Source organism: Ruegeria sp. BC1 (assembly GCF_056539305.1).
Genome location: NZ_JBQFUT010000005.1, coordinates 271,089 through 293,926 on the forward strand (window position 1 = coordinate 271,089; position 22,838 = coordinate 293,926).

Genomic DNA, 22,838 nt, shown 5'->3' on the forward strand with positions numbered 1-22,838 from the left:
TCCGAGACATATGCGTAGCATCGGAACTATCACAGTTGTAGGGGTTTGAGACGCGACAGATTGGGCTCAATACCGCGCTTTCGATTTTGCGCCGTCCGGTGTGAGAGAACACAGCGACAGCGTATGATCCATGTTGCGCATGCGGTGCCGCAGCATTTGCCGCCCCAGCCGCGCCAGATCGGCTGCGTGGTCTGGGTGGGTGGCGACATTCTCCATCTCTCCCCTGCCCTGGTGGTCGAACAGCAGCGGCGGCAGATCGGCGGCAAACTCGACCATCGTGAACCGCTCGTCCCGCAGAATCCCGAGGCATGAGTCGCTGTTGCCCGTTCCCAGTTGCTGTTGCCAAGGCGTCGGGTCTTCCGGTTCCGAAAAATCCAACTCACTGAACGAGTAACTGCGCCAATCGTCCGGCATCTGACCCTGCAGCAAGGGCATCAGCGACCGCCCATCCATCGAATTGGGTATCGGTTGCCCGACCCAATCCAATATCGTCGGGGTAATATCAATGGACTCTGTCGGCGCGGACACCACCGTGCCCGCCCGCGCATGATTGCCCGGCATTCGGATCATCAAGGGTGTATGGTAAGCCGCATCATAGACCGTCATCTTGCCCCAACTGTGTCGATCGCCCAGCATCTCTCCGTGGTCGGCAGTGATGACCAGCAGGGTCTCATCATACTGGCCGCTTTCCTTGAGGTAGCGAATGACACGCCCGATGTGGTGATCCACCTCGGTTGCCAACCCCAAATAAACCGAACGCAAGGTCTGGATGTTCTCAGTCGTGGGTTCCACCTGGTCAAAGCCCAACACGAAATCGGCGACTGTCTGCTTGTCCATTGTCGGCCCAAAGAAAGCGTGCATCGCCCGTTCATCGGTTGCTTCAGAGAAACCAGCTGGTAAGGGCAGAACCGACGGGTCATACATATCGTTGTAAGGCGCAGGGGCCACAAGCGGTGGATGCGGACGGATATAGGTCAGATGGGCAAACCAGTTCTGGTCCTTGAACGCGGTGATACTGTTCAGAAAATTGTCTGTCAGAAATGCAGTATCGCTATCCTCGGCCCGATAGAGGGCCGGATCGTTTAGGCGCGGGGCGCCGCCACTGGGCGGCGTTGGTTTGTGTACATCCCAGTAGTCGCCAAACGTGTATCCTTTCTGTTTAAGGTAGGAGCGCCAGGGGTAGGATTCCTCCAGCCTCATTTCGATGACTTCGTGAAACCCCGCCATGGGGTTTTCATAGGATCGCAGAATCGGATCGCCCGGATCATGCACACGTGGGTCGGCTGATGTGTCGGTGTAGCCGTACAACATCGGCAGGTATCCAGCTTTGCGCATCTCGGACGCGATACTTGGTGTATCGTGCCGTAAGGGCGTGCCGTTGCGAATTGATCTGTGGTTCATGGCATACTGACCAGTCAAAATCGACGCACGCGAAGGACCGCAGGGATTGGTAACCGAGAAATGCCGATCGAAGGTTACCGCTTCGTCCATGAACGCGCGCAGGTTCGGCAAATCCAAGTGCTCTGCCAACGCGCCGTTTAGACAATCCGCCCGCAGCTGGTCAATGATAATGAATAGGACATTTCCGGCGTTTTTCATTCGACTTACCCTGATTCCACCGAGGTGTTTCATCAGCGAACTTTGTCTACGTTATGGGGCTCGGGCAACTGTTAAGTCACCACGGGTTTATAATTGCTCTCAACTTTTGGAAACAAGAGAAAAGCAGACTTAACGACAGTGCCTGCTCAGTCGCTCAGTCGCGTATTAAGCCTGGCCATTTCATTTTACGCCAAACTGTCACTCCCCTGCCATTTTGTGGCTGCAAAAAGCCCGGCTTTCGCAAAAATGCGTTGCGGATCAATGCGGTTTCACATCTCATACGCCCATGACGCAGCCCATGATACATTCGGACCGAGACGCCGACGGCGTCTGCCTGCGGATTTCGGGGGAATTGCTGACTCAGTTTTTGGGCACAATTGAAGGCGCGTTTGCGGCAATCCGGCCGGACGGCGGTGACGTTACTTTTGACTTGTCCAAGGTCGAAGCACTGGACACGGGCGGCGCTTGGCTGATTGCCGATCTGGCCCGACGGATTCAAGCTGGGGGCGCACAGGTTCAGTACGAAGGGCTGAGCCCCGCCTATTCGGCCCTGCTGGACACTGTGGCCCAGAATATTCCCGACGAGCCGGGTACCGAAGTCGGGGCGCGCAGTTTTCCAGACTGGGTCGCAAGCGTTGGTCAACGCACGGTCGGAGCGTGGAAGGACTCGCTGTCGCTGCTGGGATTTCTGGGCCTGACATTGCATCGTCTTGTCCGTACCATCCTGAAGCCGTGGCGTTTGCGCCGCGCCGCGCTGGTGTCGCAGATGGAGGAAACTGGATTCAAAGCCATCCCCATTGTCGCATTGATGGGCTTTCTGATCGGTGTCGTGCTGGCCTTTCAGGGTGCCACCCAGTTGAAACAGTTCGGGGCCGAGATTTTCGTGGTCGAACTGATCTCGATATCGGTGCTGCGCGAACTGGGTATCCTGCTGACCGCCATCATTGTTGCGGGCCGGTCCGGTTCGGCCTTCACCGCGTCGATCGGGTCGATGAAGGTGCAGGAAGAAATCGACGCAATGCGCACGCTGGGTCTGGATCCGATCGAAGTTCTGGTGATCCCGCGGGTCGTGGCCCTGCTGATCATGCTGCCGATCCTGGGGTTCATTGCCGATATTGCCGCCCTGATTGGCGGCGGATTAATGAGCTGGATTGACCTCGGCGTCAGCCCGGGCATGTTCATAACCCGGCTGAAAGAAAACACCGGTATCTGGCAATTCGCAATCGGTATGATCAAAGCGCCCTTCTTTGCGCTGGTCATCGGTGTCATTGCGTGCTGGCAAGCGATGCAAGTCAAGGGATCGGCCCAAAGCGTTGGTCAACGAACCACGGCATCGGTGGTGCAGTCCATCTTTTTGGTCATTGCGCTGGACGCGCTGTTCTCGATCTTCTTTTCGGTGCTCGAGGTCTAATATGGACGGGACTGTGCTGGAACAAACTTCGCAAACCGGTGCACAGCGCGAAGCCGTGATCCGTGTGCGCAACCTGACCAATCAGTTCGGGCCACAAGTGGTACATCAAAACCTCAATCTGGATGTCTGGCGCGGCGAGGTGCTGGGCATCGTGGGGGGATCAGGTACCGGCAAGTCGGTACTTTTGCGTACTATTGTCGGACTGAACACACCGGCCGCCGGCAGCATCGAAGTTTTGGGCGTCGACGTGCTGAACAGCCCCGAAGAAGAACGTCGCCGCATTGAAAAACGCTGGGGTGTGGCCTTTCAGGACGGGGCTCTGTTTTCGTCACTGACTGTCTTGCAAAATGTCATGGCGCCGCTGCGCGAGCATACGGGGATTAGCGAAAGCCTGATGCAGTCGCTTGGCAGTTTGAAAATCAGCCTTGTTGGCCTGCCGCAACTGAGCTGTGGTAAATTCCCGTCAGAACTTTCAGGCGGCATGCGCAAACGTGCTGCCCTCGCCCGTGCACTGGCACTGGACCCGGAAATTGTTTTTCTCGATGAACCCACCGCCGGGTTGGACCCGATCGGGGCTGCGGCCTATGACGAACTGATTGGCGAATTGCAGCATGCATTGGGGCTGACCGTTTTTATGGTCACTCATGACCTGGACAGCCTTTACGCCATTTGCGACCGCGTCGCAGTGCTCGCAGAAAAACGCGTTCTGGTTGAAGGACCGATTGAAGAAATGACCAAAGTCGACCATCCTTGGGTGCAGGAATACTTCACCGGTCCCCGGGCGCGTGCGGCGCAAGAGAAGGGGCAGGACAGGTAGAGGCCATGGAAACCCGAGCGAACTATATCCTGATCGGCGCGTTCACCCTTGCGGGCGTTCTTGGGGCGTTCGGCTTTTTTCTGTGGCTCGCGAAGTTCGAAGTCTCGCGTCAATACGCATATTACGACGTCCTGTTCGACAACGTTTCCGGCCTTTCCGCCGCTGGCGGCGTCAGCTTTAACGGCTTACCGGTCGGACAGGTGATCTCGCTTAACCTGGACGACGATGATCCGTCGAAGGTGCGGGTCAAACTAGAGGTCGATGCCGATATTCCGGTGACGCAAGATACGATTGCGCAGCTGCAATCCCTTGGTGTGACCGGTGTCAGCTATGTGGAATTGACCGGCGGATCAGCCAGTGGAACAAGGCTTGCGCAGAACAGCGTGATCAAAAGCAAGCGCAGCGCAATCCAGTCTCTGTTCGAAGGCGCGCCAAAAGTGCTGGACGAAGCCGTGACCTTGCTGGAAAACCTAAACGCGGTTGTCGATGAGAAGAACCGAAAATCGGTGAGTGATATTCTGGACAATCTCGCCTCGGCGTCGAGCAAGTTGGAAAAGACACTGTCCGATTTTGAAAATCTCTCAACGGATTTGGGCGGAGCGGCCAAGAAACTCGGCGATTTCACGGATCGCCTGGATCAATTGGCGAATACCGCCGAAACAACTTTGACAACGGGAACGGACACACTGAAAAGTGTGAAAACCGCGTCCGAAGCGGCGACTGCCACATTGGACAGCGCCAAGGGAACAATAGAAAGCGCCGACCGCGTAATCCAGGAGGATCTTGAACCCTTCATCGACCAAGCATCGGTTCTGGCCGAACGACTAACTGGCTTGACCGACGAAGGCAGTGTTGCACTGGCAACCGTCACAGAGACTTTACTAAATGCGAATAAAACGCTGGGATCTATTACCGGTGCAATGGAAACCGCAAAAGGGACCCTGACATCGGCCGAACGCGCCTTTGACTCTGCCAACAAGGTCATTAACGAAGACATAGGCTCGGTCATGGACGACGTCCGCAACGCCGCAAATGAGGTCGCAGCCACCGTGAAAAACGTCACCGAGCGGCTTGATGACATCTCGGCCGACATCCTCAGCGCGTCTCAATCGGCCTCGGAATTGCTGGGAACGATCGACGGAATTGTACAAACGAACCGCCGACAACTGTCCGATTTCCTGCGTGTGGGCTTGCCGCAATTCACGCGCTTTGTGGAAGAATCGCAACGGCTGGTTATCAGTCTGGATCGTCTGGTCGACAAGGTCGAACGTGATCCCGCTCGGTTCTTGTTAGGAACCCAAGCTTCGGAGTTTCGTCAATGATTAGACTTTTTCTTGTGGTTCTGGCCCTGGTTTCTTTGGTCGGCTGCACGGGTCTTGGAACGCTTCGGCAGGCCTCGAAGCCAAATGATTTGTATCTGCTGACACCGAAAAGCACGTTTTCCACCTCGCTTCCGCGAATTCAGAAACAGATCGTCGTGCAAGAGCCGACGGCAACCGCAGCGGTCAACACCGATCAGATCGCCATTCAACCCACCCCGTTGCAGGTCCAATACCTTCCACGAGCCCGCTGGGTAGACCGCGCCCCGCTGATTGTACAGGCGCTGCTGGTCGAAAGCTTTGAAAACAGTAATAAAGTGGCAGCTGTTGGCCGCTCGACCGTTGGATTGCGCGCGGATTATGTCATCGTCCCAGACCTTCGAGAGTTTCAGGGCCTAGTGATCAGCGAAACTGACAATTCGAAAACCATTCGCGTTGAAGTCCGCATGAACATCAAGATCATCGATGAGTTCGAGGACAAGATCATCGCCTCAGATTCATTCCGCGAATTCGTGGTCTCAGCCAGTGATCAGACCCCAGACCTGGTCAAAGCCTTTGACGAAGCGTTGGGTAAAACGATGCGGGATGCGGTAGAATGGAGTGTGCGCAGGATCAACACCCACGTAGCTAACAACCCCCGAGCGTACTGAGGCGCCGACTGGTTTCAGCGCCTCTTGACCAATCTCATTGGGTCAAGGTCTGCGCCAATCGCATCAATGTGACGGCTTCTGCCCGATACCCGAACGGGTCTTGCCCTTTCGCCGCATTGGCAAGCTCAATTGCATCCTCATAGGACCATGAGCCCAGATATTCCCCACCGCGCAACAACTGACCAAAACCCGCGATAGAATACGAGAACTGCACATCGTCCGAGACAGTACCCTGCCCCAACAGGATCGGTTCCTCGATCAACCGGCTTTCTGCTGCTCCGGGCATTTTGTAGCGCAGTTTGAAAAAGCCGATTTCGTCCGATCCGTCCGCCACGCTCTGTTCAGCATAACGTAGCGGGCCGTTTCGGATTGCATCGGAACCTACCGGCGTTACCTCGTAAATCGCCGTGACCGTATGGCCCGCACCGATATCGCCGGCATCCACCTTGTCATTTGAGAAATCCTCGCGCCTAAGCGCACGGGTTTCATATCCGATCAAACGATACTCGGCGATCTGCGCCGGGTTGAATTCGACCTGAATTTTGACGTCATTGGCGATTGGAAACAGCGCGCCGGTCAATTGATCGACCAGCACTTTGCGCGCCTCGCTCAGCGTGTCGATATAGGCCGCCTGTCCGTTCCCGTTTTGCGCCAAGGCCTGCATGGTCGCGTCATCAAGGTTGCCCCGGCCAAAGCCCAGCACACTTAAAAACGTCCCGTTATCGCGCTTGCGGGCGATGAAATCTTTCAGAGCCTCGGGCTCAGAGAGGCCAACATTGAAATCCCCATCCGTGGCCAGGATCACACGTGTCACTTCACCGTCTGCGGTCATGCCTTCTGCAACCTGATAGGCCTGTTGCAGCCCCGCTTGTCCGGCCGTCGATCCACCGGCTTGTAACTGATCCAACGCGGACAGAATCTTGGAGCGATTCACAGCAGCGGTCGGCTCAAGCACCTGCCCCGCGCTGCCCGCATAGGTCACGATCGAAACCTGATCCTCAGGTCGCAGTTCAGACAGAAGAAGGCGGAAGGACTGTTTCAGCAACGGCAGCTTATTCGCATCCTGCATCGAACCGGACGTGTCGATCAGAAATACGAGGTTCAGAGGCGGACGATCCTTGATCTGCGGCAAGGCGCCCTGAATGCCGATATGCACCAACTGCGTGCCCTCATTCCAAGGCGTTGGCGTCACGGTAATGGTCGGACGAAACGGGGTATCTCCTTCGGGCGCGGGATAGTTGTAGGGGAAATAGTTCACCATTTCCTCGACCCGCACCGCGTCTTTGGGCGGCAGCTGACCTCGCATCAACGAGGAACGGACAATAGAATACGACGCGGTATCGACATCAATCGAGAAGGTCGACACCGAATCTTCGGCAGTGACTTTCAGCGGGTTGGTGTCTGCATTTGCAAAAACCTCGGTGTCTGCTTCCGGCGCAATCGCCAAATCGCGCTGAACTGGAACAGGTGCCATAGACGGAGCGGCCTCATACAAAGCCCCACCAGAAATATCGACCTCCAAAGTTGCACCCTGCCGTTTACTTAGTTCTGCCGCGCGAGGGCGCGGTTGCAATGCATCTGCGACAAGACCCCCAACCGATTCTGGCGACGTTGGCGCGACCCGCTCTTCAACAAAAACCGGAGCTTCAACGATGGTCTGGTCATCGGAACTGCTGTAATCGCCAAAAGATAATCTACTTTTGCGATCCATTGTCTGCGGCAGGACTACCACCAAGGCCACTGCAGCAATTGCAGTTGTCGCGGTCAGTGCACCGCGATGTGAAATAATTCTCAACATGGACTTTGCTCCTCCTGTCAGGCGGGCTTTCAAGCCTCGCTTGACAGTGGGACGCATGGCGGCGCCCGATCCTTGGGCGTCTGCGAGATTTTTCTGGGCCTGCTCCAGATTTTCGGCTCGACGCTGCGTATTCGGCGAAGGAGTGACCGCATCCATTAGCGTTTTGAGGTCTTCAAGATCGTCTGTCATTCTGCCAGCTCCTCTTGTCGCAGGGCACGCAGGCGTTTGCGAATATCGGACATGCGCCACGACACGGTGCCCTCGGACACGCCCAGCACTTCGGCTGCTTGCGCGTGAGTCATCTCATCCTCCAGCGTCAAGGCCAGGGTATCCTGCAGCTCTTGCGGCAAGGACCGCATGGCCCGTTGCAACCAATCAATCGCTTCGGCCGTTTCCGCGACTTCGGCCCGGCGCATCTGTTCGATGTCACCCCATCCCATAGCGGCCCGACTATGGCTGGCGTGTCGACGCCGCGCGTCCTCGGCAGCGTTGACGACCACCCGGTACAGCCATGTTGTGAATTTGGCCTGCCCCCGGAATCCGGCGATTTTGGATGGCAAGGCCGCACAGATGTCCTGCGTCAAATCCTCGGCCTGATCCACTCGCCCGGTCAGCCGAAAGGCCAGACGGAAAATCCGGTCGTAATGCCGATGCAGAAGGGTCCCGAACGCATCAGCGTCCCTTCTCGCGGCGGCTTTTGCCAGATCCTCATCCGATGTTGTCATACGCATCACGATGGGTAGGACGGTTCAAAAAGGTCAATCCTTGGCGAGGACGGGAAAAAAATTCAGAAATGATCAGCCGAGGCCATTTTCCAGTCTGCTGCAAATGCCTCGGGGATTGCGTCGGTCAGCAAAGCGCCCTCGTCAATAAAGGTGTAAAGGTCGGCATAAGACCGCTCCCTTTCATCCGCTGTACGGCGGCGGATATCATGGGGGCGCAGGTCCGAAACCTTCTCTTTCCCCATTGCCCCCAGAAGTTCACGGAAGCTTTCCAACGTGGCGTCGTGAAACCGATGCACCCTCTGGCGTTTTCGCGGAACGTTGACCGCCCGGCCCCTGATCGGATCCTGCGTGGCCACGCCCGAAGGACACCGGTTCGTGTTGCAATGCAAGGCCTGAATGCAACCCACGGCAAACATCATCGCCCGCGCCGCGTTACACATATCGGCACCTAGGGCGAATTTTTCGATCATGTCGTAGCCAGTGGCCACTTTGCCAGAGCATATGATCCGAACCTTATCGCGCAACCCGATGCCGCGAAGGCAATTATTGACGAATATCAACCCTTCATTCAGCGGCACACCAAGACGGTTAGTAAATTCGACCGGGGCCGCCCCTGTGCCACCTTCAGCCCCATCAACCGTAATAAAATCGGGCAGGATACCGGTTTCCAGCATCGCCTTGCAGATCGCCATGAACTCGGATGGTCTGCCAATGCAGAGCTTGAAGCCCACAGGTTTCCCACCGGACATTTCGCGCAGGTGCTGTACGAAATGCATCAATCCTGTGGGGCCATCAAAGGCGGAGTGAATGGGAGGAGAAATAACGTCCTGATGCTCAGGAACGCCACGGATTTCTGCGATTTCCTTATCCACTTTCGCCGCAGGCAGCACACCGCCATGAGACGGCTTTGCACCCTGGGATAGTTTGATTTCAATCGCCTTGACCACGTCCTTCTTGGCTTTCTCGGCAAACAGATCCTTGTCAAACCCACCATCAGGAGTGCGGCAGCCGAAATAACCAGTGCCGATCTGCCAGATGATATCCCCCCCTTCGGCCAAATGATGCGGAGACAACCCACCCTCGCCGGTGTTGTGCGCGAACCCGCCATCCTTGGCCCCCCCATTCAGAGCCCGGATCGCATTGGCACTGAGTGCCCCGAAGCTCATGGCCGACACATTCAGACGTGATGCACTGTATGGCTTGGTGCATTGCGGACCACCCAACAACACCCGTTCTTCGCTTTCGGGCACGTCCTTTGGGGCCAACGAATGATTGGCGCGGTGATACCCTACAGTCGTGATGTCGAATTGCGTCCCGAAGGCCTGTGTGTCGACCTGACCCTTGGCCCGCGAATAGACCAGCCCGCGAATAATCCTGTTGTACGGACGGCCGCTTTCGTTGGTTTCCACAAAGTATTGCCGGATTTCCGGGCTGACGAATTCCAGCATATACCGGAAGTGACCCAGAACCGGATAGTTGTTCAGGACATTGTGCTTTGTGGTCAGCATGTCATAGAGGCCGACAACGGCGTACGGGATCAGAATAACAAGCAGCCAATGGGCTGGCGGCCAGAAAAACCCCCACACTAAAGTCAATGGCAGGCACACGTAACTCAGAAAATAATAGAGTCTGCGTACAACCATCTGCGCTCTCCCAATGTTTTGTCTGGTCAATGCTCTGGTAACCGTGGCGCAAATCGACTTTTGATTGCAAGTGTTTGTGCCAGGCTTCACGCAATCGGTCTGATTTGCGGATAGAGGTCTGGCCCCAGTTGATCCCTTGTGCGGCAATAGCTATGCCCAAGGGGCTACGAATTATTGGCAGGACTTAAACCCGTGACTCAGACCCGACCCGCAACCCGGACCACGGCCGTCATGTTCGCAGCGGTGTTTGTGGGTGGCGCGGCGGGGTCACTACTGCGAGAGGTATTCTCGGCGCAGATCCCCGGCGCTCCGGTTCTGACTACCACCTTTGGCATCAATGTCGCAGCCTGTTTCATTTTGGGCTGGCTTTATGCCATCCGGCACCGCGTACATGCCCACGTGTTGCATCTGGGTGCGGTGGGTTTTTGCGGTGGGCTGTCCACCTTTTCTTCTTTTGTGGCCGAACTGGAACGGTTGGCCGAGATGCATCTGTCATACGCAATCCTGGCTGCTGCGCTGGAGATTGCCGTTGGACTCGCTGCGGCCGTGTTGGGCGAAGTCATCGGGCGACACCTATCCAGACCAAGGCCACAGGAATGAGCGAGTTCTTCCTACACGCCATGTTCGGTCTGGGCGGCGGATTGGGCGCAGTGCTGCGCCACTGGATCGCGCTGCGGATCAATCATGGATTGCCCTTTGCGACGCTGATCGTCAATGTCCTGGGCAGCTTTCTGCTGGGGCTTTGGATCGGTTACCTGGGCGGGCCGGTCGACATGGGCGAAGAGGAAAAACGGCTGGTCTTTGGATTCTGCGGCGGCTTCACCACATTCTCCAGCTTTGCCTATCAATCTCTGCAACTGCGGCGTGAACGCACGATCGCGCTGGCCGCTGGGAACATCCTGCTGAGCCTGGCCCTATGCTGGATTGCCCTGTGGCTGGGCCTGGTCGCAATTCGCTAGTGCGCGGGTACTGCGGCCTGCGTTCCGGGTTTGGGTGCTTGACAGAAAAACAGCAGCGGTATTGTTGCCAAGGCCAGCAGACCAAGATTGTTGAACACGGTCAGGTAAGAAATCAATTCGGCCTGCTGACTAATGGCTTGGCCCAGAATGGCAGCCCCCTGAGCACTTTCAGGTGCCAGGCCAAGCGGTTGCAGATACGCCTGCGCCGCGGGGTTATATGGCGTGACATTCTGGCTGAGTATTGCCGTGTTGGTCTGCAATCCGCGTACAACCCATGTGCCTACCAACGATATTCCCACCGAGGACCCCAACTGCCTGGTCACGTTGAACAGGCCCGAGGCTTCGTCCTGCCGGGATTTTGAGATGCTCTCGAACGCGAGGATCGACATCGGCACAAAGACCAGCCCCATCCCAAGGCCGCTGACAGCGCCGGGCCAGGCCAGTTCCCAGAACCCGGCATTCATGTTCAGTGCGCCCATCATGAAATTGCTCACCGCCGTCAGCAACATCCCCAACCCGGCCAGAACACGGGGATCAAACCGCGAGACCAGAACCGCGCCTGTCACGACCATGGACAAGCCCGCTGTTATACCGCGCGGAATGAACAAGTGACCCGAAGCAATAACTGGGTAATCAAGCAGATTCTGCACAAAAGTCGGCAGGATCGCGATGCCACCGAACAGAGAAATCGCAAACCCGGCAATGACCAGATTGCACAGCGCAAAGTTACGATCTGCAAACAAGCGCAGGTCCACCACCGGACGATCGCTGGTCAACGCATGGAAAACGAACCCCAGCGCTCCCAAGAATGATGCGATCAGCGCCACCTGAATGACACGAGAAGACAGCCAGTCTTTGGTCTCTCCCTGATCCAGTATGAATTGCAGGCAGCCGATGCCGAGGGCCAACAAGGCCAGGCCCGCCCAGTCGATCCGCACGTCTTCGGTTTCGTCATCGGGCAACTCTCCGGCCAGTAGCAACAGCGCCATGGCGGCCACTGGAAGATTTACGAAAAAAACCATCCGCCATGAGAAGTATTCGGTTAGAATTGCCCCGACCGTTGGCCCCAGTACCGGAGCAACGACAACCCCCAGCCCAAACACCGCCATCGCCTGTCCGCGTTTTTCACGAGGGAATGCATCGAACAGTATGGATTGGGACAACGGGATCAGAAACGCACCGAACATGCCCTGTGCTAGACGGAAGAATACGATGGTCTCAAGGCTCCAGGACAGGCCACACATGACGGACATGGCGGTGAATCCGGTGATGGCAGTCAGGATCAACCTGCGCCGCCCGACCCGGCAGGCGACAAATCCCGTCAGCGGCATCACCACTACGGCCGAGACGATGTAGCTGGTCAGTATCCACGTTGCCTGATCCGTTGTCGCCCCGAACGCGGCCTGAATATGAGGCAGTGCAACGTTGACGATGGTGCTGTCCAACACCTCGAGTATGGCACTGAGCACGACGGCAATGACGATCACCGGATTGACCCGGCCTGCCATCGAGGACGTCATTTTTCGGCCTGATGCGCGGTGGTATCAACCGTAACTTTACTGCTGCCGCCAACGCGCAAGGGCGCATCGGTCGGGTCAAGTTCAACTCGCACAGGGAAGCGGCGTGTGACTTTAACCCAGTTGCCGCTGGCATTCTCGGACGGCAAAAGTGAGAAAGTATCACCCGACCCCCGCCCGATCGAGGCCACCTTGCCCGTCAGCGTCATCCCCGGCAACATGTCGATCTCGACCGTCACGGGTTGGCCCGGACGTATCCGGGGCAGCGAGGTTTCCTTGAAGTTCGCATCCACCCACCAATCCGACGATTCCACGATGGAAAACTGGGGCGCATTGGCAGCCACTGCCGAACCCGGGCGCAGAGTCAGGTTGGCGATCCAGCCATCTGCTGTTGCATAGACCTTGGTCCAGTTTAGATCGGCTTGTGCAATCTCAAGCTGGGCACGGGCGGACTGAATATCGTCCTGTTTTGCCGCCAGTCCGCTTTGCAATGCCAAAAGGGCGGATTGGCTAGTGGTCAGTCGGGCCGAGGCCTCGGCAAAGGCTGTCGTCGCCTGATCCAGCGAAACCTGCGCCAGATCTCCGTCAGAAAACAGCGCTTTGGCGCGTTCAAAGTTGTTCTTAGCCGTGTCATAAGCCGACTGGGAGGACTCGACCACCGCCTTGGCCGCCGTGATCTGAGTGGAATAGGACTGCGCCTGCTGCATGGAGCTGTCCAGATCAGCCTGCGCCTGATCGACCGAGGCCTTAAATTGCGTCTGATCGATCGTGAACAGCAGATCACCGGATTTGATTGGTTGGTTATCCGTAATCGCGACCTCAGCGACCTGTCCGGTCACCTGTGCGGCCACATAGATGATGTTTGCACCCACATAAGCGTCTTTGGTGGACGGGTAGCGTTCTTCATGACGCCAGTATAACAAAAAGTCCGGCCGCAATTGCGATCAGCATGGCTGCGACTGCGAAAATTTTAATTGATTTCATACGTCACATCCCAGCCCGTAATTCGTCACTGACGCATCACATTGGATACGTGTGCATCCGTATCGCAAGGTTGCCCATGATCCAGACTGTACCGACAATGATGATCAGCAAAACAAGCGTGGAAAACAGGATGAGGTCCAAATCCTCTCGGCTGCTGCGCCGCCGGTCGATATGGAGGAAATAGACCAGTTGCACGATCAGTTGCGCCAACCCCAGCAGCCCGATTGACAGGTATACCCCTTTGGTTTCAATGCCAAATTTATAGGCAATCGTGAACACAGCCAGCGTTATCAAAAGCGAGCCACCATAGCCGATCACATAACGACGGCGTTCGCGCCGATGCATCTCGCTGCGTCTATCCATAGGTCAGGCCCCCGAAGTAAACGATGGTGATGATGCCGATCCAGATCAGATCAAGAAAATGCCAGAACAGAGCCAACCGAACCACGCGGGACATCAGTAGATCGGTTAGACCGAATATCCGCAATTGGATGCCCAGAACGATCAACCAGACACACCCCGCTGCAACATGCAGCCCGTGTAATGGCACCAGCCCGTAGAACGCGGACAGGAATCCGCTGCGCTGCGGGATTCCTCCTTTGTCCGCCATTGCCATGAAATCGCGGATTTCCAGCACCAAAAAGCTAAGACCCAACACCAAGGTTACACAGAACCAGAACACGATCCGCCATCGGGGCAGATTGTATTTCAGTGCCAGCATCGCAAGCCCAACGGTAAGGCTGCTGGTCAAAAGGATCAGGGTCTGCGCGAAGATGCTGTACAAGTCGAACAACTCATGCGGGCCCGGCCCGCCAGCTTGCGCGTCGATCATGGTGATGTAGATCGCGAACATAAGCCCGAAATAGACCAGATCGCTCATCAAAAAGACCCAAAAGCCGAACGTGACGACTTCGCTGACCCTGTCGGCGCTGGCATGTCGGCGCCCGAGGTTCAGGCCCGGATAGCTATGCGTCGGGGCGCGTTTCATGTCATCGCCTCCAGGTCCGGGCGGGCAAGACCGCGGTTTTCCGGTGCACTTTCGTGATCGCGGTCAACCGCCGATGCGCTGTGAACCAGATCCAGCCAGGCCTCGTGCTGTTTGCGCACTTCTTCCGCCGGAATGACCTCTTCGATATCCAGCCGGAAAGTCCAGAGGATGAACGACAGCAACATTACAAGGGTCATCAACGCAGCCAACCACCAGATCCACCAGACCAGCGCGAACATCCAGATGCCGCTTGTCACGCACAGGATGAACCCGATCCCGGTATTGCGCGGCATCGAGATATCTTCGTACGCGTCAGGTGTCGGGTATGCATCGCCCCGCTCTTTGGCGACCACAAAATTGTCGCGGTCAGTTACCTTTGGGATGACGGCGAAGTTATAGGGTGGCGGTGGCGCGGGAATTGACCATTCCAGCGTGTGCGCATCCCACGGATCGCCGACGGGCACACGGGTTTTTTCCCGATCGCGAATGCTGACCCACAGTTGAACAACCACCGACAACAGAGCCAATAGGATGACCAACGCGCCAAGGACTGCGACGATCATATAGGGGTGAAAGCTGGGATCCTCCCAGCTGAACGACCGGCGCGGCATGCCCATGAGACCGACGAAATACAAGGGCAGAAAGGTCAGCATGAAACCAACCGTCCACAGCACAACCGTTACCCGCCCCCAAAACTCGTTCAAGCGAAAGCCGAAAGCCTTGGGGAACCAATAGTTGTACCCGGCAAGAAGGCCAAACAACACACCAGGCAGCAGGACATTGTGGAAATGGGCCACAAGGAACAGGGTGTTGTGAACCTGATAGTCAACCGTGGGGTTTGCGAGGATAACACCCGACAGACCACCGATGACAAAAAGCATCAGGAACGCCAGACCATAGAGCATCGGCACCGAAAACCGGATACGTCCACGATAGAGAGTCGCCATCCAGTCATAGACTTTCACACCGGTCGGGATCGCAATCAACATTGTGGCGATGCCAAATACAGCGTTAATCAGCGCGCTCTGCCCCATGGTGAAAAAGTGATGCAGCCAAACGGTAAAGGACAGAACCGCAATCGACATCGTTGCAATCACCAGCGAATTGTACCCATACAGGCGCTTGGCTGAGAAGGTCGAGAAAACCTCGGAGTAAATACCATAGGCTGGCAGGACCAGCAGATAGACCTCGGGGTGGCCGAACAACCAGAACAGGTTGGCATAGTTCATCATGTTGCCGCCCAGATCGTTGGTGAAGAAATGGAAATCCAGGTACCTGTCCGCCGCCAGCATAAGCGCTGCAACGCCTAAAGGCGGCATAGCAAAGACAATCAGGATCGAGCTACAGATGATTGTCCAGCAATACATCGGCAGCCGCATGAACTTCATCCCCGGCGCGCGCAGCTTATAGATTGTAACGGCAAAGTTGATGCCCGTAAGTGTCGTTCCGATGCCGGACACAACTATGGCCCAAATCCAGTAATCCGGCCCGACGCCCGGATTGAACGCAGCGCCGGTATAGGGAGGATAGGCGGTCCAACCGCCGGTCGAGAACTCTCCAACGACCAGCGATACCATCAGCATCATCCCGGCGGATACGGTCAGACCCAGACTGATTTGGTTCATCACCGGAAAAGCCACATCCCGCGCACCGATCATTAGGGGTACAAGAAAATTGGCCAATCCAAATACAAAGGGCACCGCGACAAAGAAGATCATGATTGTGCCGTGAGTACTGAACAGTTCGGCAAAATGATCCGGCGCCAGAAATCCATCGCCGGGACCTGCTGCCTGCTGCGCCCGCATGACCACGCCTTCCAGCACGCCACGCGCCAGCATGACGATGGCAAAGACGATATACATGATGCCGATCTTCTTGTGATCCGCGCTGGTCAGCCAATCGCGCCAAAGCGGCCCCCATAACCGGAACCATGTGAGCAGCCCGACGACCGTGATAACGCCAATGATGACAATGGCAGCTGCTGAATTGGCCACAATCTCATTGGTGTTGGGGTTTTGGATCAGGCCCGTGATCGGAAAGGCGTCCCAGTTGAGGCGACCAAAAAAACCGGATTCGGCAGATGTCATTGAGTGGCCTCCTGCCCGAATGCAACGGTTCCCGGCTGTCGATCGACCGGCAGCGGCTGTCCACCGTGATAACGGTGCAGAATGGATTGAAAAAGATCGCCCTGCTCCAGCGTGAAATACAACGCATTGTCTGGCATCTGCGGGGTTCCCAGCGCGGCCTGAACCTCATCACGATCCGTGCGCATGGCCAGAGTGCGATAGGTTTCAGGGCTCAGCGGGATGCCATTTGAACGCACCGTGTCAACCCAAGCCTGGAAATCCTCGGGCTGCATGGCCAATGTTTCGAATTTCTGCTTGGTGAAGCCCCGGCCATTATATTGTGTGTTTTCACCCTGCATGGTCTCAGGTGCGTCAGCCACTAGGTGCAGTTGAGTGGTCATCCCGGGCATAGCGTAAATCTGCCCGGCCAGAGCGGGGATCATGAAAGACTGCATCACGGTGTCCGTAGTCAGCGTCATCGCGACCTGCTGTTTGACCGGAATCCCAAGCTCTCCGACACTGGCGATGCCCAGATCAGGGTAGATGAACAGCCATTTCCAATCCAGACCAACGACCTGAACGTCCAGCGCCGGTGTTTCGCCAAATCGGGTCGCATAAGGATCAAGTCGGTGCGTCGCCTTCCACAGATAAAAGGACAACAGCGCCACAATAACGACCGGCACGCCCCACATGAGAAATTCCAACTTTGCCGAGAAATCCCATTTGGGCCGGTATTGTGCCGCGCTGTCTTTGCGGCGTCGGTATCGCAAAGCGATCAACGGCACCAATACCAGTACAGGTATTACGGCGATCAGGATCAGGACGGTCGCCCGCAGCAAGTGCACCTTCTGGATCTCTGCGATCGGCCCCTGGGGGTCCATAAAGCTGTCACTTGCCCAAGCCACCTGACCCGGTGCAGCCACGGCCAACGCTGTCGCCAACACTGCTAATGTCACAGGTAGGGGTCTGCGAATAGCCACGCCTAATCGTCCTCTTACACCGTCGCTTGCGGCCAACTATCGGCAGAGTCTGGAAATTTCTCAAGGCTTTTTCCAAAACCACTGATTGACCCGCACGCCCGTTGAACAACCAAGACATTACGCGCGCGCAAATCCCGCTCAACACTACGGTTGACTAAACTTTCACATCACGCGAGACGTTTAGGGGATGCGTCGGATTATTCTCGCTCTTGGCTTATGCTGCCTTTCAACAAGTGCATTTGCACAGGACCGTGCTGCGGTTGAACGGCAGTTTCAGGCATGGCTTCAAGAAACCATCTGGCCTAGGGCGAAGGCCGAAGGTGTTTCGCGCGCCACCATGCGACGGGCCTTTGACGGGGTATCGCTTAACTGGAAGTTACCTGACCTGGTGCCGCCCGGCGGATCGGCGCAAGTGCCGAAGAAACAGAAGCAGGCCGAATTTGGCTCTCCCGGGCGATACTTCAACGCGGGTTCGGTTCAAGGGGCCACAACAACCGGGCGCCAAATGGCCCGCCGTCACAAGGCCACGCTAACGCAGGTTGAAGCCGAAACCGGAGTCCCTGGTCGCATCATCCTGGCCATTTGGGGCCGCGAAAGCGGATACGGGCAGGTTCCCATCCGCCACGATGCCTTTCAGGTGCTGGCCACAAAGGGCTTTATGAGCACCCGCGCCGCGTACTTCACGGACGAACTGATCGCTGCACTAAAAATCGCCGAGGCAGATCACGCACCGCACGGCAAATTAAAAAGCAGTTGGGCCGGAGCTCTGGGTCAGCCGCAATTTATGCCTTCGAATTTCCTGACCTACGCCGCAGACGGCGATGGCGACGGGCGATCGGATATCTGGGCATCGCCCGAGGATACACTCGCATCCATCGGCAATTTTTTGTCTCAGCACGGCTGGATTACCGGGCGCGACTGGGGGTTTGAGGTCACTGTCCCTGCCTCGGTGTCTTGCGCGCTGGAAGGGCCGGATCAGGGCAGACCCATTCAGGACTGGGCGGCAATGGGCATTGTCCGGGTCTCAGGCAAACCGTTTCCCCAACACGAGTTGCCGGGCGAAGGGTTTCTGATGATGCCCGCAGGGCGCAATGGCCCGGCTTTTGTGGTTACGCCCAATTTCTACGTACTGAAAGACTACAACAAAAGTGACCTCTATGCCCTGTTCGTTGGCCATGTCGGGGACCGCATCCAATATGGTGTCGGGGACTTTCGGGCGCGTTGGGGTCAGGTGGGCGGTTTGCTTCGCTCTGACATTGCCAACATGCAGCAGGCTCTGGAACAACGCGGTCATGACGTCGGAGGAGTGGACGGTCTGCCCGGTTTCAAGACACGAAGGTCCATCGGACGCTGGCAGGAGGCAAACGGGCTTGCCCCAACCTGCTTCCCGGAGTCGGGGATGAAATCGGCCCTGACGCAATAGCGATTCGCGGCGCTCTGGACACCTGAAGACACCATAACCGACCCATAAAAGCCGAACCTGAAACTCGCCTTTCAAAAAAATGTCACAGAGGCTTCTAGTTTCATTATTATATTTCAGATTGAGCCGGGCATTCATTCACAATCCACCTATGATCGCCTATTTTTCAGGCAAAGCCTTTATCCTTTTTTGAAATAGTGCCACCTTCGGCGGCAGTGAAAGGCAACTTTCGCACACAATCCCGACTGCAAAACCGAAAGACTGCGACGCGGTGTTCATTGCGATCTGACAAAGCAAAATTCGAACTGTCTCCGGTCTTTTTCAGAGTCGGACAAACAAGGTGGCCAGCGGCCATCCTGAAGGGATGCGCGTGCCTTGCCTCTGAAAATGGGAGTAAACAACATGAACAAATATATTCGTACTTCGCTGGCGGGGTTGCTGACCTCGACCATGATCACTGGTGCAGCCCTCGCCGCTGGCACCCATCCTGAAACCGGCGAGGCGTTGGCGGACGATCAGACCTTTACTTATCGCATCCTGGACGAGCACAGCTCGGTCGATCCGCAGGTTGTTGAAGACGTTACCGGTGCTGAAATCGTACGCGACCTATTCGAAGGACTGATGAACCAGGACGAGGATGGCAATCTGGTTCCCGGTGTTGCAACCGGCTACACCACAAATGACACCAAGGACGTTTACACGTTTACATTGCGCGACGATGCCAAATGGTCAAATGGCGATCCGGTAACTGCTGGCGATTTTGTATATGCCTGGAAGCGTGCTGTTGATCCTGCGCTGTCATCTCCTTACGCGTGGTTCATGGAACTGATGTCGATCGAAAACGCCTCAGCAATCATCGCGGGTGACAAGCCTGTCGATGAGTTGGGCGTCAAAGCCATTGACGACAAGACACTGGAAGTTACGCTCAGCGCTCCACTGCCTTATTTCCCGCAGATGACCACGCACTCCACCACCTTCCCTGCCCCGCAGAAAGTGATTGAAGAATTCGGCGACGCCTGGACCAAGCCCGAGAACATCGTGTCAAACGGTGCTTATGTCCTGACAGAGCATCTGCCGCAGGAACGGTCAGTCCGCGAACGCAACGAAATGTATTGGGACAATGACAACACCATCATCGACAAGGTGGTGGCCATGGTCATCAACGACGAAAACGTTGCCCTGACCCGTTATCTGGCTGGTGAACTGGACCGCACCGAGGTTCCCGCAGGACAGTTCCCGCGTCTTCAGAAAGAAAACCCGGATGAGGCGATCAGCTTCCCGCGTTTGTGCAACTATTATTATACGTTCAACGTATCGGACAGCGGCCCAGAAGCTTTCCAGGACCCCAAAGTCCGCCAAGCCCTGTCGCTGGCTGTTGACCGCGACATCATCACAAAGAATGTAAAAGCCGGTGGCGAGCCGCCCGCATACACATTTGTCCCCGAAGCAACGGCTGGCTTCACCGTACCAGTGGTCGAAATGGCCTCGATGACTCAGGCCGAGCGTGACGAACTGGCTAAGGAACTGCTGGCCGAGGCGGGCTATGGCACGGATAATCCGCTGAGCTTTGAGATGGTGTACAACACCGATGAGGCCCACAAGAAAGTCGCCGTGGCGCTGAGCCAGATGTGGAAACAGAAGCTGGGCGTGCAGGTCGAACTGGCCAACATGGAATGGAAAGTCTTCCTTGAGGAACGCGGCAACCAGAACTTCGATCTGGCCCGTGGCGCATGGTGTGGCGACTATAACGAAGCCTCGACCTTCCTTGATCTGCTGCAATCGGATTCCGGCTATAACGACGGCAAGTACAACAATGCCAAGGTTGACGAACTGCTGGCCGAAGCCAAGACCTCGGACGACCCCGCACCTCTGTACACCGAGGTCGAGCGGATCATCGCGCAAGAGACCCCCGTTATCCCGATCTATCACTATGCTGGCGTCTACATGATGGACAGCGATGTCGGAAACTGGCCGGTCAATAACGTAGAGCAGAACTGGTATTCCAAGAACCTCTACAAGCGCGCCGAATAATCATCCTTAGACCGCGCTTTGCCCCGAACTCTAATTCGGGGCAAAGCCAATAATGGGGGCATGAAATGCTTGCCTATATCATCCGGCGATTGTTTGTCGCCGTTCCGACGATCCTTTTGCTGATCGTCGCCTGTTTCTTTTTGATGCACTTCGCGCCCGGTGGGCCCTTTACCTCGGAACGGCCTTTGCCGCCGGCGGTTCTGGCCAATATCGAGGCCCGCTATGGGTTGGACCAACCGCTGTGGAAGCAGTTGTGGGACTACCTGTACAACATCGTCGTGCATTTCGATTTCGGTCCGTCGTTCAAGTTCAAGGACCGCGATGTGAATGACATCATCGCGCAGGGCTTTCCGATCTCGCTGACCTACGGCTCGCTGTCTTTCCTTGTGGCGACTGTCATCGGCGTTGGTCTCGGCATCGCCGCAGCGATCAAGCACAATAGCTGGATCGATTATTTCGCCGTGGGTCTGGGCATCGCAGCTCAGGCACTGCCGAACTTTATCATGGGTCCGATCCTGATCCTGACCTTCACCCTGTGGCTGGGATGGCTGCCCGGTGGCGGCTGGAATGGTGGCCAGTGGCCGTATCTGATCATGCCGGTCATCGCGCTGGCCACATCCTATATGGGGTCCATCGCTCGGATCACGCGGTCGTCGATGCTTGAGGTTTTGAACTCGAACTTCATTCGGACCGCACGCGCCAAGGGCCTGCCGACCAGAACCGTTATCTGGAGGCATGCGCTGAAACCGACACTATTGCCCGTTGTGTCCTATCTGGGACCAGTCTTTGTCTACGTGCTGACCGGGTCGGTGTTTGTCGACATCTATTTCTCGACCGGTGGTTTGGGGCAGGCCTACGTGGGATCGGCCTTGTCGCGGGACTACGCGGTGCTGTTGGGCGTTACGATCCTGTACGGCGCACTGACCGTTGTCGTGAACCTGCTAACCGACCTGGCCTATGCCTGGTTCGATCCCAAAATCCGCTACTGAGGGGCTGGCCAATGCTTGGAAAATCACAAAAAGCCGCCCATCTGGCCGAGGAAATTACCGACTACACGGTCATTCAGGGGCGATCACTCTGGCAAGATGCACGTATGCGATTTGTCCGCAACAAGGCTGCAATGGCCAGCATCTTTATTTTGGGTCTGATTGTTCTATTCACGATCATCGGCCCCTACTTCGCAGTCTGGAGCAACGAAGAGATTGACTGGAATGTCATGGGCGACGTGCGCGGCATGGGAATGCCGTCCATCGAGACCGGGCACTATTTCGGCGTCGATGATCTGGGGCGCGACCTCTACAGCCGGGTCATTCAGGCGACGACAACCTCGTTGCTGGTGGGGCTGATCGGGGCGGCAACAGCGCTGATCGTTGGCACCTGCTATGGCATCGCGGCGGGCTATTTCGGTGGGCGCACCGACAGCGTCATGATGCGTTTCGTAGACATCCTGCTGGCGATCCCGGCAACGCTGATCATCATCCTGCTGCTGGTTGTGGCGGGGCGGTCGTTCTTTATGCTGTTCATCGCCCTTGGCGCGGTTGGCTGGCTGACTATGGCACGAATTGTGCGAGGCCAGACCCTGACCCTAAAGAACCGCGAGTTCATCGAGGCAGCCCGCGCAGCGGGTGTCAGTGAGTTCACCATTATGTATCGCCATATCCTGCCCAACCTTCTGGGCGTGGTGATCGTATATGCCTCGCTGCTGGTGCCCGAAATGATCCTGATGGAAAGTTTCATCTCGTTTCTGGGCCTTGGGATCTCAGAACCTTACACTTCGTTGGGCCGCCTGATCGCCGAAGGGGCTGGAACAATGGGGTATGGCACCCTGTGGCAACTGATGTTCCCTCTGACAATTTACGTCGCCATCATCATCACGATGTTCTTCATCGGAGATGGTTTGCGCGACGCTCTGGACCCGAAGGATCGCTGAT

General features: G+C 56.5%; 20 protein-coding genes. 10 read left to right on the forward strand and 10 right to left on the reverse strand.

Annotated features, from left to right (window positions below):
• Positions 1 to 66: 66 nt before the first annotated feature.
• Positions 67 to 1,599 carry a sulfatase-like hydrolase/transferase gene (locus ACR0IY_RS13150; protein ID WP_480673971.1) on the reverse strand — a complete coding sequence of 511 codons (1,533 nt, stop codon included), beginning with the start codon at positions 1,597 to 1,599 and terminating at the stop codon, positions 67 to 69.
• Between the two features lie 298 nt (positions 1,600 to 1,897).
• On the opposite strand from ACR0IY_RS13150, the gene ACR0IY_RS13155 reads away from it, so the two are divergent.
• The 4 genes from ACR0IY_RS13155 to ACR0IY_RS13170 are packed head-to-tail and all read left to right on the forward strand — an operon-like array spanning position 1,898 to position 5,796.
• On the forward strand, positions 1,898 to 3,010 hold the full coding sequence (locus ACR0IY_RS13155) for an ABC transporter permease (protein WP_480673973.1): 1,113 nt from the start codon (positions 1,898 to 1,900) through the stop codon (positions 3,008 to 3,010).
• A 13-nt stretch (positions 3,011 to 3,023) separates the two neighbouring features.
• Positions 3,024 to 3,827 carry an ABC transporter ATP-binding protein gene (locus tag ACR0IY_RS13160; protein ID WP_480673975.1) on the forward strand — a complete coding sequence of 268 codons (804 nt, stop codon included), beginning with the start codon at positions 3,024 to 3,026 and terminating at the stop codon, positions 3,825 to 3,827.
• Positions 3,828 to 3,832: 5 nt separating this feature from the next.
• Positions 3,833 to 5,149 (forward strand): MlaD family protein, encoded by a 1,317-nt coding sequence (locus tag ACR0IY_RS13165; RefSeq protein ID WP_480673977.1) that lies wholly within the window; start codon positions 3,833 to 3,835, stop codon positions 5,147 to 5,149.
• A complete protein-coding gene (locus ACR0IY_RS13170) occupies positions 5,146 to 5,796 on the forward strand; it encodes an ABC-type transport auxiliary lipoprotein family protein (protein WP_480673979.1) in 651 nt (216 codons plus the stop codon). The genes ACR0IY_RS13165 and ACR0IY_RS13170 overlap by 4 nt, the downstream gene beginning before the upstream one ends.
• Positions 5,797 to 5,830: 34 nt before the next feature.
• Here the strand turns inward: ACR0IY_RS13170 and ACR0IY_RS13175 are convergent, their stop codons facing one another.
• From ACR0IY_RS13175 to ACR0IY_RS13185, 3 genes are all read right to left on the reverse strand, one after another.
• Positions 5,831 to 7,783, reverse strand: coding sequence for a vWA domain-containing protein (locus ACR0IY_RS13175; protein WP_480673980.1), 1,953 nt, complete (start codon positions 7,781 to 7,783; stop codon positions 5,831 to 5,833).
• Positions 7,780 to 8,319 (reverse strand): RNA polymerase sigma factor, encoded by a 540-nt coding sequence (locus ACR0IY_RS13180; protein WP_480673982.1) that lies wholly within the window; start codon positions 8,317 to 8,319, stop codon positions 7,780 to 7,782. Before ACR0IY_RS13180 ends, ACR0IY_RS13175 begins: the two co-directional genes overlap by 4 nt.
• A gap of 62 nt (positions 8,320 to 8,381) precedes the next feature.
• Positions 8,382 to 9,962 (reverse strand): FMN-binding glutamate synthase family protein, encoded by a 1,581-nt coding sequence (locus ACR0IY_RS13185; RefSeq protein WP_480673984.1) that lies wholly within the window; start codon positions 9,960 to 9,962, stop codon positions 8,382 to 8,384.
• A 192-nt stretch (positions 9,963 to 10,154) separates the two neighbouring features.
• Between ACR0IY_RS13185 and ACR0IY_RS13190 the strand changes: the two genes are divergently transcribed.
• Complete coding sequence (locus ACR0IY_RS13190; protein WP_480673986.1) at positions 10,155 to 10,562, forward strand: fluoride efflux transporter FluC; 408 nt, start codon at positions 10,155 to 10,157, stop codon at positions 10,560 to 10,562.
• Entirely contained in the window at positions 10,559 to 10,921 is a 363-nt protein-coding gene (locus ACR0IY_RS13195; protein WP_480673988.1) for a fluoride efflux transporter FluC, read from the forward strand. The genes ACR0IY_RS13190 and ACR0IY_RS13195 overlap by 4 nt, the downstream gene beginning before the upstream one ends.
• Here the strand turns inward: ACR0IY_RS13195 and ACR0IY_RS13200 are convergent.
• The 6 genes from ACR0IY_RS13200 to ACR0IY_RS13225 all read right to left on the reverse strand — a co-directional run bounded on the left by ACR0IY_RS13200 (position 10,918) and on the right by ACR0IY_RS13225 (position 17,456).
• Positions 10,918 to 12,441, reverse strand: a complete 1,524-nt coding sequence (locus ACR0IY_RS13200; protein WP_480673990.1) for a DHA2 family efflux MFS transporter permease subunit — start codon at positions 12,439 to 12,441, stop codon at positions 10,918 to 10,920. The two genes, ACR0IY_RS13195 and ACR0IY_RS13200, sit on opposite strands and share 4 nt — an antisense overlap.
• Positions 12,438 to 13,361: an HlyD family secretion protein gene (locus ACR0IY_RS13205; RefSeq protein ID WP_480673992.1), complete on the reverse strand. Its 924-nt coding sequence runs from the start codon at positions 13,359 to 13,361 to the stop codon at positions 12,438 to 12,440. The genes ACR0IY_RS13200 and ACR0IY_RS13205 overlap by 4 nt, the downstream gene beginning before the upstream one ends.
• Before the next feature lie 97 nt (positions 13,362 to 13,458).
• The gene (locus tag ACR0IY_RS13210; RefSeq protein WP_480673994.1) at positions 13,459 to 13,785 is read right to left on the reverse strand and encodes a cytochrome o ubiquinol oxidase subunit IV; all 327 of its coding nucleotides are present in this window, start codon (positions 13,783 to 13,785) and stop codon (positions 13,459 to 13,461) included.
• Entirely contained in the window at positions 13,778 to 14,410 is a 633-nt protein-coding gene (locus ACR0IY_RS13215; RefSeq protein ID WP_480673996.1) for a cytochrome c oxidase subunit 3, read from the reverse strand. The genes ACR0IY_RS13210 and ACR0IY_RS13215 overlap by 8 nt, the downstream gene beginning before the upstream one ends.
• A complete protein-coding gene (locus tag ACR0IY_RS13220; RefSeq protein WP_480673998.1) occupies positions 14,407 to 16,497 on the reverse strand; it encodes a cbb3-type cytochrome c oxidase subunit I in 2,091 nt (696 codons plus the stop codon). The genes ACR0IY_RS13215 and ACR0IY_RS13220 overlap by 4 nt, the downstream gene beginning before the upstream one ends.
• Positions 16,494 to 17,456, reverse strand: coding sequence for a cytochrome ubiquinol oxidase subunit II family protein (locus tag ACR0IY_RS13225; RefSeq protein WP_480674000.1), 963 nt, complete (start codon positions 17,454 to 17,456; stop codon positions 16,494 to 16,496). Before ACR0IY_RS13225 ends, ACR0IY_RS13220 begins: the two co-directional genes overlap by 4 nt.
• 187 nt (positions 17,457 to 17,643) lie before the next feature.
• Between ACR0IY_RS13225 and ACR0IY_RS13230 the strand changes: the two genes are divergently transcribed.
• From ACR0IY_RS13230 to ACR0IY_RS13245, 4 genes are all read left to right on the forward strand, one after another.
• A complete protein-coding gene (locus tag ACR0IY_RS13230) occupies positions 17,644 to 18,879 on the forward strand; it encodes a lytic murein transglycosylase (protein WP_480674002.1) in 1,236 nt (411 codons plus the stop codon).
• A gap of 399 nt (positions 18,880 to 19,278) precedes the next feature.
• Positions 19,279 to 20,907, forward strand: coding sequence for a peptide ABC transporter substrate-binding protein (locus ACR0IY_RS13235; RefSeq protein ID WP_480674004.1), 1,629 nt, complete (start codon positions 19,279 to 19,281; stop codon positions 20,905 to 20,907).
• Positions 20,908 to 20,972: 65 nt separating this feature from the next.
• Positions 20,973 to 21,896, forward strand: a complete 924-nt coding sequence (oppB, locus tag ACR0IY_RS13240) for an oligopeptide ABC transporter permease OppB (RefSeq protein WP_480674006.1) — start codon at positions 20,973 to 20,975, stop codon at positions 21,894 to 21,896.
• An 11-nt stretch (positions 21,897 to 21,907) separates the two neighbouring features.
• Entirely contained in the window at positions 21,908 to 22,837 is a 930-nt protein-coding gene (locus ACR0IY_RS13245; protein WP_480674008.1) for an ABC transporter permease subunit, read from the forward strand.
• The last annotated feature ends 1 nt before the right edge of the window (position 22,838 follow it).

Bases quoted from the DNA above. Each gene is read 5' to 3' on its own strand.
- ACR0IY_RS13150 (WP_480673971.1), bottom strand. From the start codon at position 1,599: ATGAAAAACGCCGGAAATGTCCTATTCATTATCATTGACCAGCTGCGG.
- ACR0IY_RS13155 (WP_480673973.1), top strand. From the start codon at position 1,898: ATGATACATTCGGACCGAGACGCCGACGGCGTCTGCCTGCGGATTTCG.
- ACR0IY_RS13165 (WP_480673977.1), top strand. From the start codon at position 3,833: ATGGAAACCCGAGCGAACTATATCCTGATCGGCGCGTTCACCCTTGCG.
- ACR0IY_RS13170 (WP_480673979.1), top strand. From the start codon at position 5,146: ATGATTAGACTTTTTCTTGTGGTTCTGGCCCTGGTTTCTTTGGTCGGC.
- ACR0IY_RS13175 (WP_480673980.1), bottom strand. From the start codon at position 7,783: ATGACAGACGATCTTGAAGACCTCAAAACGCTAATGGATGCGGTCACT.
- ACR0IY_RS13180 (WP_480673982.1), bottom strand. From the start codon at position 8,319: ATGACAACATCGGATGAGGATCTGGCAAAAGCCGCCGCGAGAAGGGAC.
- ACR0IY_RS13185 (WP_480673984.1), bottom strand. From the start codon at position 9,962: ATGGTTGTACGCAGACTCTATTATTTTCTGAGTTACGTGTGCCTGCCA.
- ACR0IY_RS13195 (WP_480673988.1), top strand. From the start codon at position 10,559: ATGAGCGAGTTCTTCCTACACGCCATGTTCGGTCTGGGCGGCGGATTG.
- ACR0IY_RS13200 (WP_480673990.1), bottom strand. From the start codon at position 12,441: ATGACGTCCTCGATGGCAGGCCGGGTCAATCCGGTGATCGTCATTGCC.
- ACR0IY_RS13210 (WP_480673994.1), bottom strand. From the start codon at position 13,785: ATGGATAGACGCAGCGAGATGCATCGGCGCGAACGCCGTCGTTATGTG.
- ACR0IY_RS13215 (WP_480673996.1), bottom strand. From the start codon at position 14,410: ATGAAACGCGCCCCGACGCATAGCTATCCGGGCCTGAACCTCGGGCGC.
- ACR0IY_RS13220 (WP_480673998.1), bottom strand. From the start codon at position 16,497: ATGACATCTGCCGAATCCGGTTTTTTTGGTCGCCTCAACTGGGACGCC.
- ACR0IY_RS13230 (WP_480674002.1), top strand. From the start codon at position 17,644: ATGCGTCGGATTATTCTCGCTCTTGGCTTATGCTGCCTTTCAACAAGT.
- ACR0IY_RS13235 (WP_480674004.1), top strand. From the start codon at position 19,279: ATGAACAAATATATTCGTACTTCGCTGGCGGGGTTGCTGACCTCGACC.
- oppB (WP_480674006.1), top strand. From the start codon at position 20,973: ATGCTTGCCTATATCATCCGGCGATTGTTTGTCGCCGTTCCGACGATC.
- ACR0IY_RS13245 (WP_480674008.1), top strand. From the start codon at position 21,908: ATGCTTGGAAAATCACAAAAAGCCGCCCATCTGGCCGAGGAAATTACC.